Genomic DNA, 15,268 nt, shown 5'->3' on the forward strand with positions numbered 1-15,268 from the left:
CGTCCGGACCTGGCAGCGACCGACGAACCGGTGAACGGCGTCCGTCAGCTCTGTGGGTCGCCGGACGGCGGCAGGGTGAGCACCTCGGCGCCGTCGTCCGTGATCGCGACGGTGTGCTCGGTGTGCGCCGTGCGGCAGCCGGTGGCGCTGCGCAGCGTCCACCCGTCGCGGTCCGTGACGAGCTGGTCGGTGTCGGCCATGACCCACGGCTCGAGCGCCAGGAGCAGGCCCGGGCGCAGCGGGTAGCCGCGACCCGGTCGGCCGGTGTTCGAGACGTGCGGGTCCTGGTGCATCGTCGAGCCGATGCCGTGACCGCCGAACTGCGTGTTGATGCGGTACCCGGCCGCGCCGAGCACGCCGCCGATGGCGTGCGAGAGGTCGCCGACCCGCGCGCCCGGCCGCGCGGCCGCGATGCCCGCCGCCAGCGCGCGCTCGGTGGTCTCGACGAGCCGCAGGCTCTCGGCCGGCTGCGTCGGGCCCACCACGAAGCTGATCGCCGCGTCGGCCGCCACCCCGCCGGTCGACACCGCGAGGTCGAGGCTGAGCAGGTCGCCGTCGGCGAGGGCGTAGTCGTGCGGGAGGCCGTGCAGCACCGCGTCGTTGACCGACGTGCAGATGTGGTGGCCGAACGGGCCGCGGCCGAACGCCGGGGCGTAGTCGACGTAGCAGGAGTCCGCCCCCGCGTCGTCGATCATCTCGCGGGCCCAGCGGTCGACGTCCAGCAGGTTCGTGCCGACCGTCACGCGCCCGCGCAGGGTGTGCAGGATGCGGCCGACCAGCGCACCGGTCTCGCGGGCGCGGGCGAGCTGCGAGCGGTCGAGGACCTCGATCATCAGCCGTCGCGCCGGCCGCCGGACCAGCTCCACGCGTAGGCGCCGTCGTCGCTCGCCATGGCCCCCTCGCCGAGCTCGAGCGGACGGAAGGTGTCGACCATCACGGCCAGCTCGTCGAAGTACTCCTTGCCGAGCGCGCGCTCCACCGCGCCGGGCTGCGGTCCGTGGCTGTGACCCCCGGGGTGCAACGAGATCGAGCCCTGCCCGATGCCGCTGCCCTTGCGGGCCTCGTAGTCGCCGCCGCAGTAGAACATCACCTCGTCGCTGTCGACGTTGGAGTGGTAGTACGGCACCGGCACCGCGAGCGGGTGGTAGTCGACCTTGCGCGGCACGAAGTTGCAGATGACGAAGTTCCAGCCCTCGAAGACCTGGTGCACCGGCGGCGGCTGGTGGATGCGGCCGGTGATGGGCTCGTAGTCCTCGACGTTGAACGTGTACGGGTACATGCAGCCGTCCCAGCCCACGACGTCGAACGGGTGGGTGGCGTGGACGACGACGCTGCCGACGATGCCGTGAGCGCCGTGGCCGCGGTGCTTGGTGTAGACCTCGACGTCCGTGCCCTCGACGAGCAGCGGCGCGGTCGGCGGGTGCAGGTCGCGCTCGCAGTACGGGCTGTGCTCGAGGAACTGGCCGTACTTGGACAGGTACCGCTTGGGCGGCGCGATGTGGCTGTTGCCCTCGATGCAGTACGCGCGCACCGGGCCGTGCTGCGCGACGTCGCCCGGCACCCAGCGGTGCACCGTGGCGCGCGGGATCATCACGTAGTCGCCGCCGCGGAACGGCAGCTCGCCGAACATCGTCTCGAGCACGCCCTCGCCCGACTCGACGTAGACGCACTCGTCGCCGATCGCGTTGCGGTAGTAGGGGGACGGCGTGTCGCTGACCGCGTACGAGATCCGCACGTCGCCGTTGCCGAGCACCAGCCGGCGACCGCGGACGACGTCGACGCCGCGCCAGGCCGCCTCCTCGTCCTCGCCGGGGAACAGGTCGTGGAGCTTGAAGTGGAACGGGCGCAGCGGGAAGTTCGCGTGCGTCTTCAGCTCGGCCATGTCCCACGGCCGCGAGTCGACGATCGCCGACGGGATCTCGCGGTGGTACAGCAGCGACGAGTCGGACGAGAAGCCCTCCTCGCCCATCAGCTCCTCGGCGTACAGCTGGCCGTCGGGACGACGGAACTGCGTGTGCCGCTTGGGCGGGATCTCGCCCACGCTGCGGTAGTGCGCCACGACCGGCTCCTCTCTGCGGCGGGCACCCGGCCCACCGGTCACGCGCGTCCGATAACCGGACGTCGGCGTCCTGTCACCCGTCACGGTTGCGCTACCGTGCGGGCATGTCAACCGCCGCCGGTCTGCTGCGCGCGCTGGTCGACGACGCCGCGGTGTTCCCACCGGGCAACGCCCCGCTCCCGCAGGCGGTCGCCGAGCACCGCGAGCACCGCGCCGCACCGTACGCGCCCTGCGTCGGACCGCTGCTGCTGCGCTCGACCGACGCGGCCGCGGCCGCCGCGCTGCTGAGCCCGGGCGAGCGCCTGCGGGTGGCGCTCGTGGTGCGCCCCGGCAGCGACCCGTCGTCCCTGCCGACCGCCGTCGAGCAGCTCGGTCGCGACGAGCGCGCCGAGGTGGTCGGCCTCGAGCTGCCGGTCAGCGACCCGATCACGCTGCGGCCCGTCGTCGAGGTCGGCGTGCCGGTCTGGCTGGAGGTGCGCCGCGAGCACCTCGACGACGACCTCGACGCGGTGCTGGCCGCGGGCTGCCGGGCCAAGCTGCGCACCGGCGGCCTGTCCCCGGACGACGTGCCCGCCGACGACGTCCTGGCGCGGTTCCTCGTGGGCGCGCGCGAGCGGGCGCTGCGGGTCAAGCTGACCGCCGGGCTGCACCACGCGCTGCGCACCGAGGTCGACGTGCCGGGCGAGGGCGTGATGCTGCAGCACGGGCTGGCGGGCGTCCTGCTGGCGACGTCGCTGGCGACGTCGGTGGCGACGTCCGGCGGCTCGCCAGAGGCCGTCGCGGCGATGCTCGCCGAGCGCGACGCCGACGTGCTGCGTCGCGGTCTGAGGGCGCTGGACGCCGGCCAGGTCGACGCGCTGCGCGCGACCTTCGTGTCGTTCGGCTGCTGCGGCGTCACAGACCCGATCACCGAGCTCGAGGCCCTGCTCGACGACCCGCACCCGCGCGACCAGCACCAGGAGGCCACCCCGTGAGCGCTGTCGACCTGCCCGCCGACTCCCCCTACGGCGTCGACCACCTGCCGTTCGGCGTCTTCTCCACCGGCGACGAGGAGCCGCGGGTCGGCGTGCGCGTCGGCGACCAGGTGCTGGACGTCGCGACGGTCGCCGCTGCCGACGGGCTCGAGGAGGCGCCGGTCTTCGCGCAGCCGACGCTGAACTCGTTCCTGGCGCTGGGCCGCGCGCGCTGGACCGCCGTGCGCACCTGGCTGGTCGACCTGCTCGGCCAGGAGGCCAACGCCGACCTCGTCGGCACCCACCTGCTGCCGCTCGACGACGTCCGGCTGCACCTGCCCTTCGAGGTCGCCGACTACGTCGACTTCTACGCCAGCGAGCACCACGCCACCAACGTCGGCCGCATCTTCCGCCCGGACGGCGACGCGCTGACGCCGAACTGGAAGCACCTGCCGATCGGGTACCACGGCCGCGCGGGCACGGTCGTCGTCTCGGGCACGGACGTCGTCCGGCCGAGCGGGCAGCGCAAGGCGCCGTCCGACGCCGCGCCGGTCTTCGGCCCGAGCGTGCGCCTCGACATCGAGGCCGAGGTCGGGTTCGTCGTCGGGACGCCGAGCGAGCTGGGCACACCGGTGACGGCCGACGCGTTCGCCGACCACGTCTTCGGCGTCGTCCTGCTCAACGACTGGAGCGCGCGCGACGTGCAGGCCTGGGAGTACGTGCCGCTCGGCCCGTTCCTCGGCAAGTCGTTCGCCACGAGCGTCTCGGCCTGGGTCACGCCGCTCGACGCGCTCGCCGCGGCCCGCACGGCGCTGCCCGAGCAGCAGCCGCCGCCGCTGCCCTACCTGCGCGGCGACGACCTGCCCGGCTACGACCTCGCGATCGAGGTCGAGTTCGGCGGTCAGGTGGTCAGCCGCCCGCCGTTCTCGACGATGTACTGGTCGCCCGCGCAGATGCTCGCCCACCTGACCGTCAACGGCGCCAGCCTGCGCACGGGCGACCTGTTCGCGAGCGGCACGGTGTCGGGCCCGGACGTCGACCAGCGCGGTTCGCTGCTCGAGCTGACCTGGAACGGCACCGAGCCGATCACCCTGGCCGACGGCTCGACCCGCGGGTTCCTCGAGGACGGCGACACCGTCGTCCTGCGGGCCACCGCCCCGGGCACCGGCGGCGGCCGGATCGCCCTCGGTGAGGTCACCGGGACGATCCGGCCGGCCGCCAGCGCCGGCTAGTCCTCGATCAGCGCGCGACGCCCGCGGCGCGCGCCTGGCGCACCAGCTCGCGGTGCACGGCGTCGATCTTCGCGCGCGACCGCGGCGCGCGGGCCGCGACCGAGCGGTCGGAGCGCTGGGCCGCTGCGGCCTGCAGCGCCGACGGGAAACCGTTCTCGGCCGTGGCCGCGGGGCGCGTCGGCTGGTACAGCCAGTGGTCGAAGAACGACGCGAGGTCCTGGCCCGACACCTGCTCGGCGAGGTCCTGGAACTGCGCGATGGTGCCGGTGCTGTAGCGGTGCTGCACCGGCCAGTCGCGCATGACCTGGAAGAAGTCGGTGTCGCCGAGGCGGGTGCGCAGCGCCTGCAGCGCCATGGCGCCGCGGTCGTAGACGGCGCCGTCGAACTCGTTGTCGCGGCCGGGGTCGCCGATCTTCACGGTCCAGAAGGACGAGGACGCCGGGTTGCTGGCGTAGTACGACGCGAACAGCGAGGCCGCCGAGCCGTCGCCGTGCGTCTCGGACCAGCGCCACTCGGCGAAGCTGGCGAACCCCTCGTTCAGCCAGATGTTCTTCCACGCGTCGACCGACACCGAGTCGCCGTACCACTGGTGCGCCTGCTCGTGGACGATCACGTAGATGTTCGGGCCGTCGTGCCAGAAGCCGCGCGTGTAGACCGGCCGGGTCTGGTTCTCGAGCGCGAAGCCGAAGTCCGCGGCCGGGGCGACGCCGCCGGTGATGTCGAACGGGTAGGGACCCCACTGGCTGGCGTGCCAGTCGATGACCTCGCCGGTGCGCGCGAGGTCGCCCTTGGCGTACGTGCCCTCGCTGCCGCCGTGCGACGCGACGGCCGTGACGACCGGCAGCCCCGAGGCGGTGGTGGTGCTGGTGATGTCGAACTGCCCGACCGCCATGAAGGCCAGGTAGCTCGCCATCGGCTTGGTCTCCTGCCACGACCAGACGTCGCGGGTACGACCGCTGGTGTGCGAGCGCAGGAAGCCGTTGCTCAGCGCCTCGACGCCCTTGGGCACGTCGACCCGGACGTCGTAGGTCGCCTTGTCGCGCGGGTGGTCGCTGCTCGGGAACCACCAGGCCGCGATCTGCGGCTCGCCGACCGCCACCGCGCCGTCGGCGGTCTTGACCCACGGCGCGTAGCCGCCGGCCACGACCGAGCCCGGGTGGCCGGCGTAGGTGACGTCGACCGTGAGGTAGACGCCCTTGCGCAGCGGCTGGGCCGGCGTGACGACGAGCTCGGTGCCGTTCTTGGTCGACGTCGTCGCCGGCACGCCGTTGACGAGCACCTTGCTGGCGGGCAGCGCGAGGTCGAGGTCGAAGCGCGAGAGCGCCTGCGTCGTCCGGGCGAGGACCCGGGTCTGGCCCTTGAGCGCGTCGGTGCGCGGCTCGTACTGCACCGAGATGTCGTACTGCTCGACGTCGTACCCGCCGTTGCCGTAGGTCGGGTAGTACGGGTCGCCGACACCGGTCGAACCCGCCGTGGCACCCGCCGCCCACGCGCTCGTCGTGGCCAGCGCCACCGCCGAGACCGTCGCGACACCCCCGGCGAGCACCCCGCCCCTGCCCCTGCCCACGAACCGCACGTGCGTCTCCTCGCGTCCCGTCGCCGCCCCCGACGGACAGCGGACGCTCGGACCCTAGCGCCTGTCGTCGGGCGAGCGCCTGCGGACGACGCAGGTGCCGGCGTACTTGTCGTGCAACGCCTGCCGCCGGGCGTCGCGCACCGGCCACAGCAGGTCGACGAGCAGGTAGAACGTGCCGACGTACGGCAGCGACGTGCCGACCTCGAAACCGAGCCAGCGCAGCAGCACGGCGCCCACCGTGAGCCGTTGTCCGGGCACCCACGGCCGGACGACGAGCCCCAGCAGCAGCTTGCCCGGCGTGGCCGCCCGCCAGAGCAGGAACACCAGGTCGTAGACGAGCGTGACGCCCAGCCAGACCAGCGACAGGATCGCGAGCGCCTTGATGGTGGCGGGGTCGTACTGGAACGCCGGGGCGTCGGTGCCCTGCTCGGCCGCGCGCATGCCGGCGTCGAGCTGGTCGGCCACCGAGCCGAGGAAGACCCGTGACTGCGAGAAGCCGACCAGCCAGGCCAGCACCCCGGTGACGGCGAGGTCGAGCAGCCGCGCCGCGGCGCGCGACCACCAGCCGGCGAGGGCGGCACCGTCGTCCGTGGTGGGGCGGTCGGCGCCGGACGCCGCAGCGGTCGTGGCCGGCGCCGGCCAGCCGACCGGCTCGGTGCGCTCGTAGGTGTCCTCGGTCCACCGGGCACCGTCCCACCAGCGCATCTGCTGCTGCACGTAGGGATCGGGGTACCAGCCGGGGGTGGGAGACGTCACGCGGTCAGTGTCCCAGGCTCGACGTGCCACCCCGACCGCCCGGCCCTAGGTTCGGCACATGGACATCACCCGTACCAAGCCGGTTGAGGACGTGCTGGCGCAGTCGGACGACGAGGGCAGCGGCGACGAGCACGGCGCCACCAGCGGGAAGCTCCGCAAGCGCCTCGGCCCGGTCGACCTGATGGGCTTCGGGGTCGGCATCGTCATCGGCACCGGCATCTTCACCCTGACCGGCGTCGAGGCGAAGAACCACGCGGGCCCGGCGATCGTCGTCTCGTTCGTGGTCGCCGGGGTGGTGAGCCTGCTCGCGGCTCTCTGCTACGCCGAGCTCGCGTCGTCGGTGCCCACGGCCGGCAGCGCGTACACCTACGCGTACGCCACGATCGGCGAGGTCTTCGCCTGGATCATCGGCTGGGACCTCGTGCTCGAGTTCGCCCTCGGCGCGTCGGTGGTGGCGCGCGGCTGGTCGGGGTACCTGCAGGACCTGTTCGGCCTGCCCACGTGGGCCTTCGGCGAGACGTCCCACGTCAACCTCGGAGCGGCGGCGATCGTCCTGGTGCTCGGCACGATCGCGACGGTCGGCATCCGCGAGTCGGCCCGCGTGACCAACGTGCTGGTGTTCATCAAGGTGGCGATCTGCCTGTTCGTCGTGGTGGCCGGCGCCTTCTTCGTCAGCCGTCGCAACCTGACGCCCTTCGTGCCGCCGGCCCAGGGCGCGGGCGGCGGCAGCGGCGTGAAGCAGACCCTGAGCGGAGCCCTCTTCGGCATCGAGCCGACGGCGTTCGGCGTCGGCGGCGTGCTGACCGCGGCGGCCGTGGTCTTCTTCGCCTACACCGGTTTCGAGGCCGTGGCGAACCTCGGCGAGGAGACCCGCCGGCCGAAGCGCGACCTGCCGCTCGGCCTGCTCGGCACCCTCGGCATCGCCACGGTGCTGTACGTCGGCGTCTCGTTCGTCGTCACGGGGATGGTGCGCTACGACCAGCTCGACGAGGGCGCGCCGATCGCCAAGGCGTTCGACGCCGTGGGCGCCGGCTGGGCCTCGACGCTGGTGTCGGTCGCGGCGGTGGCCGGGCTGACGTCGGTGATCCTCGTCGACATCGTCGCCATGGGCCGGATCGGGTTCGCCATGGGCCGTGACGGGCTGCTGCCGAAGTCGATCAGCCAGGTGCACCCGCGCTTCGGGACGCCGTACCGCATCTCGATCGGGACGACGCTGTTCGTGGCGGTGCTGGCCGCGCTCGTCCCGCTGGCCGAGCTGGCCGACCTGGTCTCGATCGGGACGCTGTTCGCCTTCGTGGTGGTCTCGATCGCCGTCCCGGTGCTGCGGCGCACCAAGCCCGACCTCGAGCGGCCGTTCCGCACGCCGCTGTCGCCGGTGCTGCCGGTGGTGTCGGCGCTCGCCTGCCTGTACCTGATGACGAACCTCAGCGTCGAGACCTGGCTGCGGTTCCTGGTGTGGATGGTCGTCGGGCTGGTGGTGTACCTCGGGTACGGCCGGCGGCACGCGCGTCTCGCGCGCTGACTCAGGCCGGGGGGTCCTCCTGCGCGGCGATCTCGCGCTCGGCGCGCGCCAGCAGCGCCAGGGCCCGCACGCTGTCCCAGGTGCCCGGCTTCAGCCCGGACGCCGTGGCGCGGGCCGAGGCCAGCAGGCCGGCACCCTCCGCGCGTCCCTGCGCCTCCACGGCCAGCAGGGCGAGCGCCTCGACGCTCTCCCAGGTGCCGGCCTTCAAGCTGCCGGCCGCTGCCAGCGCCCGCTGCAGCGCAGGCGTGGTGTCGGCTTGCTTCGCCATGTCTCCCCCTCGTCGGTGCGGACGCGCCCCCGGCCCGGCATGGGCCGGGGGCGCGCTGGGTCGTGCGGGTGGCGGCTAGAGGTTGCCGCGGCGGTCCTGCTCGCGCTCGATCGCCTCGAACAGCGCCTTGAAGTTGCCCTTGCCGAAGCCGAGAGAGCCGTGCCGCTCGATCAGCTCGAAGAACACGGTGGGCCGGTCGCCGACCGGCTTGGTGAAGATCTGCAGCAGGTAGCCGTCCTCGTCGCGGTCGACGAGGATGCCGCGGCTCTGCAGCTCCTCGATCGGCGCGCGCACCTCGCCGATGCGGGCGCGCAGCTCGGGGTCCTCGTAGTACGAGTCCGGCGTGTCGAGGAACTCGACACCCTCGGCGCGCATGGCGTCGACGGTGGCGATGATGTCGTTCGTCGCCAGGGCCAGGTGCTGGGCGCCTGGGCCGTCGTAGAACTCGAGGTACTCGTCGATCTGGCTCTTCTTCTTGGCGATGGCCGGCTCGTTCAGGGGGAACTTGACCCGGTGGTTGCCGTTGGCCACGACCTTGCTCATCAGGGCCGAGTAGTCGGTGGCGATGTCGTCACCGATGAACTCGGCCATGTTCACGAAGCCCATGACCTTGTTGTAGAAGGTGACCCATTCGTCCATGCGGCCGAGCTCGACGTTGCCGACGACGTGGTCGAGCGCCTGGAACATGCGCTTCGGCGCGCCCGGGCGCTTGACGTAGCCGCTGGTGCGGGCGACGTAGCCGGGCAGGTACGGACCCGTGTAGGTGCCGCGCTGCACCAGGCTGTGCCGGGTGTCGCCGTAGGCGCCGATGGCGGCGACGCGCACGGTGCCGTGCTCGTCGCTGACGTCGGTCGGCTCCTGCAGCACCGTGGCACCGGCCGCGCGGGCCTGCGCGACGCACTTGTCGACGTCCGGCACCTCGAGCGAGATGTCGACGACGCCGTCGCCGTGCTTGCGGTGGTGGTCGTGCAGGGGGCTGTCGGGCGTGACGCCGCCCTTGAGCACGAACTTGATCGAGCCGCTCTTGAGGACGAACGCCTTGTGGTCGCGGTTGCCCGTCTCGGGACCGCTGTAGGCGATCAGCTCCATGCCGTACGCGGTCTGGTAGTAGTGCGCCGCCTGGGTCGCGTTGCCCACGACGAAGACGATCGCGTCCCACCCGGTGACCGGGAACGGGTCCTTGGCCTCGTCGTAGTCGACGAGCCCGACGAGCTGCTGGAGCTGGTGCAGGTCGAGGCCCGCGTCGGTCTCCTGCTCGGTCAGGCTGATGTGCTCGGCGCCGGTGCTCGGGTCGGCCTGGGTGGTCATGCGCACCTCCGGTCGGTGGGTGGACGTCGCGACGAGCCTCCCGCAGGTCCGCGCGGCCCATCAAGTCGCCCTCGCCGGGGTGCACAGGTTGTGCAGCCTGCCCAGCGATCGGGCCGCGGTACTGTGCACCATGCCCATCGACGTCCTGGATCAGCGCCTCATCGCCCTGCTGACCGCCGAGCCGCGCATCGGCGTGCTCGAGGCGTCGCGACGGCTCGGCGTGGCCCGCGGCACCGTGCAGGCCCGGCTGGACCGGCTGGTCGAGCGCGGCGTGATCCGCTCGTTCGCCCCGGTCGTCGACCCGCGCGCGCTGGGCTACCAGGTGACCGCGTTCGCCAACCTCGAGATCCGCCAGGGGGCGCGCGACCGGGTCACCGCGCACCTCGCGGCGATCCCCGAGGTGCTGGAGGTGCACACGATCACCGGGCAGGGCGACCTGTTCTGCCGGCTGGTGGCGCGCGACAACGACGACCTGCAGCGGGTGATCGACGACCTCGTCGCGGACGACGACATCACCCGCACCTCGACCGTCGTGGCCCTCGCGCAGGTGCTTGAGCACCGGGTGCTGCCTCTCGTCGAGGCCACCCTCCCCCCGCCGTGACCGTGCGACCCGGCTCGCCCGACGGGGTGGTCAGGGTGCGAGGCGGGCGACGAGCTGGTCGCAGGTGGCACGGACGGCGGGGCCGACGTCGTCGAGCTCGAGCGGCGTGAGGGAGACGACGCCGACGGAGCCCTGCAGCGAGCCGACCGTCCAGCCGACCGCGACGCCGTGGGCGCCCTGCTGCAGCTCGCCGTCGCTCGTGGCGGGCTCGTCGCGGCCGGCGCGCAGGGCGAGGATGGCCCGACCCGCGGCGCCGCGCTCCAACGGGTGCCGGCTGCCGACGCGGTAGGCCACGTGGAACTGGGTCCACTGCGGCTCGACCACCACCACCGCGAGCGCCTCGTCGCCGTCCGCCACCGACAGGTGGGCGGTGGCGCCGACCTCGTCGGCGAGCTGGCGCAGCAGCGGGGTGGCGACCTCGCGCAGCAACGGCTGCACCCGGGCCGCGAGCGCCAGGACGCCGAGACCGAGCCGCACGCGCCCGTCGCGCCCACGGGTGGCGAGGTGGCGCTGCTCGAGCGTCGTCAGCAGCCGGTAGACCACCGGCCGCGCGACGCCGAGTGCACCGGCCAGCTCGGTGACGGTGCAGCCGTTGTCGTCCTCGCTCAGCAGAAGGAGCAGCTGGAGCCCGCGGTCGAGCGTCTGCGAGGTCTCCGGGTGGCCGTTGGTCATCGGGCGGTCATCGCAGGCTCAGGGCGGCCAGCGCCGCGTTGACGACGCTGCCGGGCGTCAGGTCGTGCAGCTCGTACAGCTGCGCCACGTTGCCGGACTGCCCGAACTCGTCGACGCCGAGCGGCACCGCGGGGACGCCGAGCGCCGAGCCGATCCAGGCCATGGCGTGGCTGGCGGCGTCGTGCACGGTGACGACGGGCGCGCGGTCGGTGCCGAACGCCGTCCGCAGCGCCCCGGCGACGCTCGGCGCGGTGGCCGTGCGGACGCCCTGGCGCAGCGTGCGCTGCCAGGCCGAGTAGAGCCGGTCGAGGCTGGTGACGTCCACGACGTGCGCCGCGACGCCCTCGTCGGCCAGCTCGTGGGCGGCTTGCAGCACCTCGGGCAGCACCGCGCCCGACCCGACGAGCTGGACGACGGGCGCGCCCTGCTCGGCCAGCTCCGGGTGCTCGTGGTGCGCGTCGAGCAGCCGGTAGGCACCGGCCAGCACCTGGCGTCGCAGCACCGCGTCGCCGAGCCGGCGTCGGGCCGCCTCGAACGGCGCCTGGTCGAGCGGGCGGGTCGAGAGCCGCAGGTAGTAGGCGCCGTCGTCGAGCGGTGCCGCGGACGTCGTCGGGGCCTGGCCCGCCGCCATCCGACCGACCGCGTGGCACATCAACCAGTCGAGCGCCGTCGCGTAGGCGGGCTCCATGAACGTCACGCCCGGCAGCTCGAGCCCGATCGAGGCCGTGATGGTCGACTGGTGCGCGCCGCCCTCGGGCGCGAGCGTGATGCCGGACGGCGTGCCCGCCACGAGGAACCGCGAGCCCGAGTAGGTGCCGTAGAGGAAGGCGTCGAGACCACGGCAGACGAACGGGTCGTAGACGGTGCCGACCGGCAGCAGCGGCTGGCCGGACAGGTCCCACGACAGGCCGAGCTGGCCGAGCAGCAGGAAGAGGTTCATCTCGCTGATGCCGAGCTCGATGTGCTGGCCGGTGGGGCCCTGCGCCCACTTCAGCAGCGGGTCCTCGTTCCACGAGCGCAGGTCCTCGGGGGCGAAGACGCCGAGCCGGTTGATGAAGCCGGCCAGGTTGGTGGACGTCGCGACGTCGGGCGCGGTGGTGACGAGGTAGGGCGCCACGGCCGGGTCGCGCGAGAGGTCGACCAGCACGCGCCCGAAGACCTCCTGGGTCGAGACCGGCTTGCCGGCCCGCACGCCGGTGCTCTCGGGCACGACGACGTCCAGGTGGGGCGAGCGCGGCGGACGACGCAGGTGCTGCGCGCGCTGGGCCACCCACTGCCCGGCCGCGGTGGTGGGGTCGAGCGGGTCCCACTCGGTCTCGGGCGTCAGGCCGGTCTCGGCGCGCAGCGCGTCGACCTGGTCGCCGGACAGCAGCGCCGAGTGGTTGCGCGGGTTGCCGGCGAGCGGCAGGCCCCAGCCCTTGACGGTGTAGGCGAAGACGACGCTGGGCCGGCTGCGCTCGTCGTCGCACGCCGTGAACGCCTCGAGCAGGGCCCCCAGGTCGTGGCCGCCGAGGTCGGTGACGAGGACGGCGAGGTCGTCGTCCGCGACGTCGGCCACCAGCGGCGCGACCTCGGCCGGCGCGCCGTCGAGGAACCGCTCGCGCAGCGCCGGGCCGGCCAGCCCGAACAGCGACTGGTACTGCTCGTTGGGCATGGCGTCGATCCACGAGCGCAGCGCCTCGCCGCCCGGCCGGGTGAAGAACTGCTGCAGGCGGCGGCCGTACTTCACCTCGAGCACGTGCCAGCCCGCGGCCTCGAACGCCGAGCGCCACTGGTCGATGCGGATGCCGGGCACGACGCGGTCGAGGGACTGGCGGTTGAAGTCGACGACCCACATGACGTCGCCGAGGCCGCTGGTCGCCGAGTCGGCGACCGCCTCCCAGATGTTGCCCTCGTCGAGCTCGGCGTCGCCCAGCAGCGCGACGAACCGGCTGCGCGGTCGCTCGCCGAAGTGCGCGTCGACGTAGCGGCGGGTGGCGGCCGCGAACAGCGGCGCCACCGGGCCGAGCCCGACCGAGCCGGTCGAGAAGTCGACCTCGTCGGGGTCCTTGGTGCGGCTGGGGTAGGACTGCAGCCCCCCGCGGTCGCGCAGGCGGGTGAGGTACGAGGCGTCGAGGTTGCCGAGCAGGTACTGGATGGCGTGGAACACCGGGCTCGCGTGCGGCTTGACGCTCACCCGGTCAGGGGCATCGAGGTGCGCGAAGTACAGGGCGGTGAGCGCCGACACCAGCGAGGCGCTGGACGCCTGGTGGCCGCCGACCTTGACGCCGTCGCCGCCCGGACGCTCGCGGTTGGCGCTGTCGACGACCCGCGTGGCGAGCCACAGCACCCGCCGCTGGACGGCGTCGAGGACGTCGAGGTCGACGTCAGGACGGGCCCGTTCGTCGACGGGGCGCGGGCTCACGGTCTCGGTCACAGCCCAGGAGCCTAACCGGCGCAGACCGCAGGAACGGCGGGCCGGCACCCATCACGAACTCGCATGACACGCGACACGCCAGTCCCTTGCTGGCCGCCCAGCTTGTCGCCTAGCGTCCCCGACCTCGGCAGGGACGAACGGCGTCCCCGCGGTCTCTCGGAGGGGCACGGATGAGACAGCTCATGGCACGTCGGGCACACCGCAGGAGCACATCGAACCGGCGACGCACGCGGTTCGCCGCCGCGACGCTCGCAGCGCTGGGGGTTCTCGCCGTCACGCCGGCCGCGACCGCGGAGGCGTCGCCGTCGCACCGCGACGCCGTCCAGGCAACCATCGTCGACGCGACGCATGACACGGCCAGCGAGCTGGTCGCCACTCGGCAGGTGGACGGCGTCACGATCGGCCGGGCGACCTCCGGCGGCCGACCACTCGAGACGTACCTGCAGGACCGCAGCGACGGCTTCTCCGTGATCGCGGTGCTGCGCGAGGGTCAGACGTCGGCGAGCTTCGACGGGCTGCTCGAGGCCGGGCAGCGCCTGGAGCCTGCAGCCGACGGCGGTCTGGTCGTCGTGCAGGGAGACGCCGTGGTCAAGACCGTCGACGCTCCCTGGGCCAAGGACGCCGAGGGCAAGGACCTCGCGACCCGCTACCGGATCGAGGGCACCACCGTCGTCCAGGACGTCGACACCACCGGCGCGACGTTCCCGGTCGTCGCCGACCCGAGCGTCAAGGGTGGCTTCCACATCGTCCCGGTGCTGTACGTCCAGTACACGTGGTCCGAGACCTGGTACATCAAGAACCACATCCCGCAGAGCGCGATCGCGACCGCCCTGCTCTGCTCGCGCACCGGACCTGCCGCTCCGTACTGCGCCTACTACGGGGCGCTGTTCGTCAACGACGTGCGCGCGACCACCGACGCGGCGATCGCCCACAAGAAGTGTCTGAAGATGCGGCTACCGTCCACCTTGGGAGCGGTCGGCCTCCCCGCGTACGACTCCTACTACGTCACCTGCAGCTCCTGAGGGGGACCGATGCGCACACCGACCCGCCAAGAGCTGCCGCGCGAGGCGCTCATGCTCGTCGCCGTCGTGGTCGTGGCGGCCATCAGCCCCCTGCTGTTCGACCAGCCGGTGGTCAACTGGATCAGCGCGCTGTTCGTCGTCCTCTACATCGGGTCGCGCGTCGTCCGCTACGCCGGCAGCAGCCGGTGACGCTGCGCACGACCGCCGCCAGACCGCCCGACCCCTCGGGACCCCCTAGTCCGGGGGGTCGGGTGACGACGCCGGCGCACCACCGACGCCGCACCGGAACTCCCCCACCGGAGCGGTAGCGTCCGCCGGACGCGCTGAGCGCCCCCGTCCGATCCGGACGGGGGCGCTCAGGGGTACGTCAGGGACGCCTCAGAAGGACGTCGGGTCCGAGCTCGGCTTGCGGCCGGCCGACGCCTGCTGGGCCTGGTGCTGCGCCTCGTGCTGGGCCACCTGCTGCTCGTACTGCGTGCGCACCTGGTCCATGTCCAGGTCGCGCACCTGCTTGAGCAGGTCCTCCAGCGCGGGCTGCGGCAGCGCGCCGGGCTGGCCGAAGACCGGGATGCCGTCGCGGTAGATGACGAGCATCGGGATCGACGAGACGCCGTAGCGGGCGGCGAGCTCGGGCTCGGCCTCGGTGTCGACCTTGACGAAGGTCGCGTCCGGGTTGGCCTCGCTCACCGTCTCGAAGACCGGGCCGAACTGGCGGCACGGGCCGCACCACTCGGCCCAGAAGTCGATCAGGACGATGCCGTCCTCGACGGTCGCGTCATGGGTCTCGGGGGTCAGTGCAGTGGTCGCCATGCAGGGTCCAACGCCGGCCCCGCCGCCGATGTTCCGCACCAGATCTCCACCCGCCGCCCACCGCGTCCACGCC

Annotated in this window: 15 protein-coding genes; 6 read left to right on the forward strand and 9 right to left on the reverse strand. The window is 73.1% G+C overall.

Going from position 1 to position 15,268, the window contains the following annotated elements:
• Nucleotides 1–44: 44 nt before the first annotated feature.
• Complete coding sequence (gene map / locus ACYVJ4_RS07680) at nt 45–833, reverse strand: type I methionyl aminopeptidase (RefSeq protein WP_460459605.1); 789 nt, start codon at nt 831–833, stop codon at nt 45–47.
• Nucleotides 833–2,059 carry a homogentisate 1,2-dioxygenase domain-containing protein gene (locus ACYVJ4_RS07685; RefSeq protein ID WP_460459525.1) on the reverse strand — a complete coding sequence of 409 codons (1,227 nt, stop codon included), beginning with the start codon at nt 2,057–2,059 and terminating at the stop codon, nt 833–835. The genes map and ACYVJ4_RS07685 overlap by 1 nt, the downstream gene beginning before the upstream one ends.
• A 104-nt stretch (nt 2,060–2,163) precedes the next feature.
• Here ACYVJ4_RS07685 and ACYVJ4_RS07690 point away from each other — a divergent pair, with 104 nt between their 5' ends.
• Both ACYVJ4_RS07690 and fahA read left to right on the forward strand, forming a co-directional pair.
• Nucleotides 2,164–3,033 carry a hypothetical protein gene (locus ACYVJ4_RS07690; protein WP_460459526.1) on the forward strand — a complete coding sequence of 290 codons (870 nt, stop codon included), beginning with the start codon at nt 2,164–2,166 and terminating at the stop codon, nt 3,031–3,033.
• Nucleotides 3,030–4,244, forward strand: coding sequence for a fumarylacetoacetase (gene fahA, locus ACYVJ4_RS07695; protein WP_460459527.1), 1,215 nt, complete (start codon nt 3,030–3,032; stop codon nt 4,242–4,244). The genes ACYVJ4_RS07690 and fahA overlap by 4 nt, the downstream gene beginning before the upstream one ends.
• A gap of 7 nt (nt 4,245–4,251) precedes the next feature.
• Here the strand turns inward: fahA and ACYVJ4_RS07700 are convergent, their stop codons facing one another.
• Both ACYVJ4_RS07700 and ACYVJ4_RS07705 read right to left on the reverse strand, forming a co-directional pair.
• Nucleotides 4,252–5,811, reverse strand: coding sequence for a M1 family metallopeptidase (locus ACYVJ4_RS07700; protein WP_460459528.1), 1,560 nt, complete (start codon nt 5,809–5,811; stop codon nt 4,252–4,254).
• A gap of 63 nt (nt 5,812–5,874) precedes the next feature.
• Nucleotides 5,875–6,576 carry an RDD family protein gene (locus ACYVJ4_RS07705; RefSeq protein ID WP_460459529.1) on the reverse strand — a complete coding sequence of 234 codons (702 nt, stop codon included), beginning with the start codon at nt 6,574–6,576 and terminating at the stop codon, nt 5,875–5,877.
• A gap of 58 nt (nt 6,577–6,634) precedes the next feature.
• Here ACYVJ4_RS07705 and ACYVJ4_RS07710 point away from each other — a divergent pair, with 58 nt between their 5' ends.
• Nucleotides 6,635–8,098 (forward strand): amino acid permease, encoded by a 1,464-nt coding sequence (locus ACYVJ4_RS07710; RefSeq protein WP_460459530.1) that lies wholly within the window; start codon nt 6,635–6,637, stop codon nt 8,096–8,098.
• A gap of 1 nt (nt 8,099) precedes the next feature.
• On the opposite strand, the gene ACYVJ4_RS07715 is transcribed toward ACYVJ4_RS07710, so the two are convergent.
• The gene (locus tag ACYVJ4_RS07715; RefSeq protein ID WP_460459531.1) at nt 8,100–8,366 is read right to left on the reverse strand and encodes a hypothetical protein; all 267 of its coding nucleotides are present in this window, start codon (nt 8,364–8,366) and stop codon (nt 8,100–8,102) included.
• A gap of 75 nt (nt 8,367–8,441) precedes the next feature.
• Nucleotides 8,442–9,674: a 4-hydroxyphenylpyruvate dioxygenase gene (gene hppD, locus ACYVJ4_RS07720; protein ID WP_460459532.1), complete on the reverse strand. Its 1,233-nt coding sequence runs from the start codon at nt 9,672–9,674 to the stop codon at nt 8,442–8,444.
• 130 nt (nt 9,675–9,804) lie between these two features.
• Between hppD and ACYVJ4_RS07725 the strand changes: the two genes are divergently transcribed.
• Nucleotides 9,805–10,275: an Lrp/AsnC family transcriptional regulator gene (locus tag ACYVJ4_RS07725; protein ID WP_460459533.1), complete on the forward strand. Its 471-nt coding sequence runs from the start codon at nt 9,805–9,807 to the stop codon at nt 10,273–10,275.
• A gap of 30 nt (nt 10,276–10,305) precedes the next feature.
• On the opposite strand, the gene ACYVJ4_RS07730 is transcribed toward ACYVJ4_RS07725, so the two are convergent.
• A complete protein-coding gene (locus tag ACYVJ4_RS07730; RefSeq protein ID WP_460459534.1) occupies nt 10,306–10,947 on the reverse strand; it encodes an IclR family transcriptional regulator in 642 nt (213 codons plus the stop codon).
• A 7-nt stretch (nt 10,948–10,954) separates the two neighbouring features.
• On the reverse strand, nt 10,955–13,351 hold the full coding sequence (locus ACYVJ4_RS07735; protein WP_460459606.1) for a transketolase-like TK C-terminal-containing protein: 2,397 nt from the start codon (nt 13,349–13,351) through the stop codon (nt 10,955–10,957).
• Between the two features lie 194 nt (nt 13,352–13,545).
• Between ACYVJ4_RS07735 and ACYVJ4_RS07740 the strand changes: the two genes are divergently transcribed.
• Together ACYVJ4_RS07740 and ACYVJ4_RS07745 are read left to right on the forward strand one after the other, a co-directional pair.
• Nucleotides 13,546–14,385 (forward strand): hypothetical protein, encoded by an 840-nt coding sequence (locus ACYVJ4_RS07740; RefSeq protein ID WP_460459535.1) that lies wholly within the window; start codon nt 13,546–13,548, stop codon nt 14,383–14,385.
• 9 nt (nt 14,386–14,394) lie between these two features.
• The gene (locus ACYVJ4_RS07745) at nt 14,395–14,574 is read left to right on the forward strand and encodes a hypothetical protein (RefSeq protein ID WP_460459536.1); all 180 of its coding nucleotides are present in this window, start codon (nt 14,395–14,397) and stop codon (nt 14,572–14,574) included.
• Between the two features lie 189 nt (nt 14,575–14,763).
• On the opposite strand, the gene ACYVJ4_RS07750 is transcribed toward ACYVJ4_RS07745, so the two are convergent.
• A complete protein-coding gene (locus ACYVJ4_RS07750; protein WP_460459537.1) occupies nt 14,764–15,195 on the reverse strand; it encodes a thioredoxin family protein in 432 nt (143 codons plus the stop codon).
• Nucleotides 15,196–15,268: the final 73 nt, after the last annotated feature.

Source organism: Angustibacter peucedani (assembly GCF_054779595.1).

What these genes read in the sequence shown, in the direction of transcription:
- map (WP_460459605.1), bottom strand. Translation starts at nt 833, where the DNA reads ATGATCGAGGTCCTCGACCGCTCGCAGCTCGCCCGCGCCCGCGAGACC.
- ACYVJ4_RS07690 (WP_460459526.1), top strand. Translation starts at nt 2,164, where the DNA reads ATGTCAACCGCCGCCGGTCTGCTGCGCGCGCTGGTCGACGACGCCGCG.
- ACYVJ4_RS07710 (WP_460459530.1), top strand. Translation starts at nt 6,635, where the DNA reads ATGGACATCACCCGTACCAAGCCGGTTGAGGACGTGCTGGCGCAGTCG.
- ACYVJ4_RS07715 (WP_460459531.1), bottom strand. Translation starts at nt 8,366, where the DNA reads ATGGCGAAGCAAGCCGACACCACGCCTGCGCTGCAGCGGGCGCTGGCA.
- hppD (WP_460459532.1), bottom strand. Translation starts at nt 9,674, where the DNA reads ATGACCACCCAGGCCGACCCGAGCACCGGCGCCGAGCACATCAGCCTG.
- ACYVJ4_RS07725 (WP_460459533.1), top strand. Translation starts at nt 9,805, where the DNA reads ATGCCCATCGACGTCCTGGATCAGCGCCTCATCGCCCTGCTGACCGCC.
- ACYVJ4_RS07730 (WP_460459534.1), bottom strand. Translation starts at nt 10,947, where the DNA reads ATGACCAACGGCCACCCGGAGACCTCGCAGACGCTCGACCGCGGGCTC.
- ACYVJ4_RS07740 (WP_460459535.1), top strand. Translation starts at nt 13,546, where the DNA reads ATGGCACGTCGGGCACACCGCAGGAGCACATCGAACCGGCGACGCACG.
- ACYVJ4_RS07745 (WP_460459536.1), top strand. Translation starts at nt 14,395, where the DNA reads ATGCGCACACCGACCCGCCAAGAGCTGCCGCGCGAGGCGCTCATGCTC.
- ACYVJ4_RS07750 (WP_460459537.1), bottom strand. Translation starts at nt 15,195, where the DNA reads ATGGCGACCACTGCACTGACCCCCGAGACCCATGACGCGACCGTCGAG.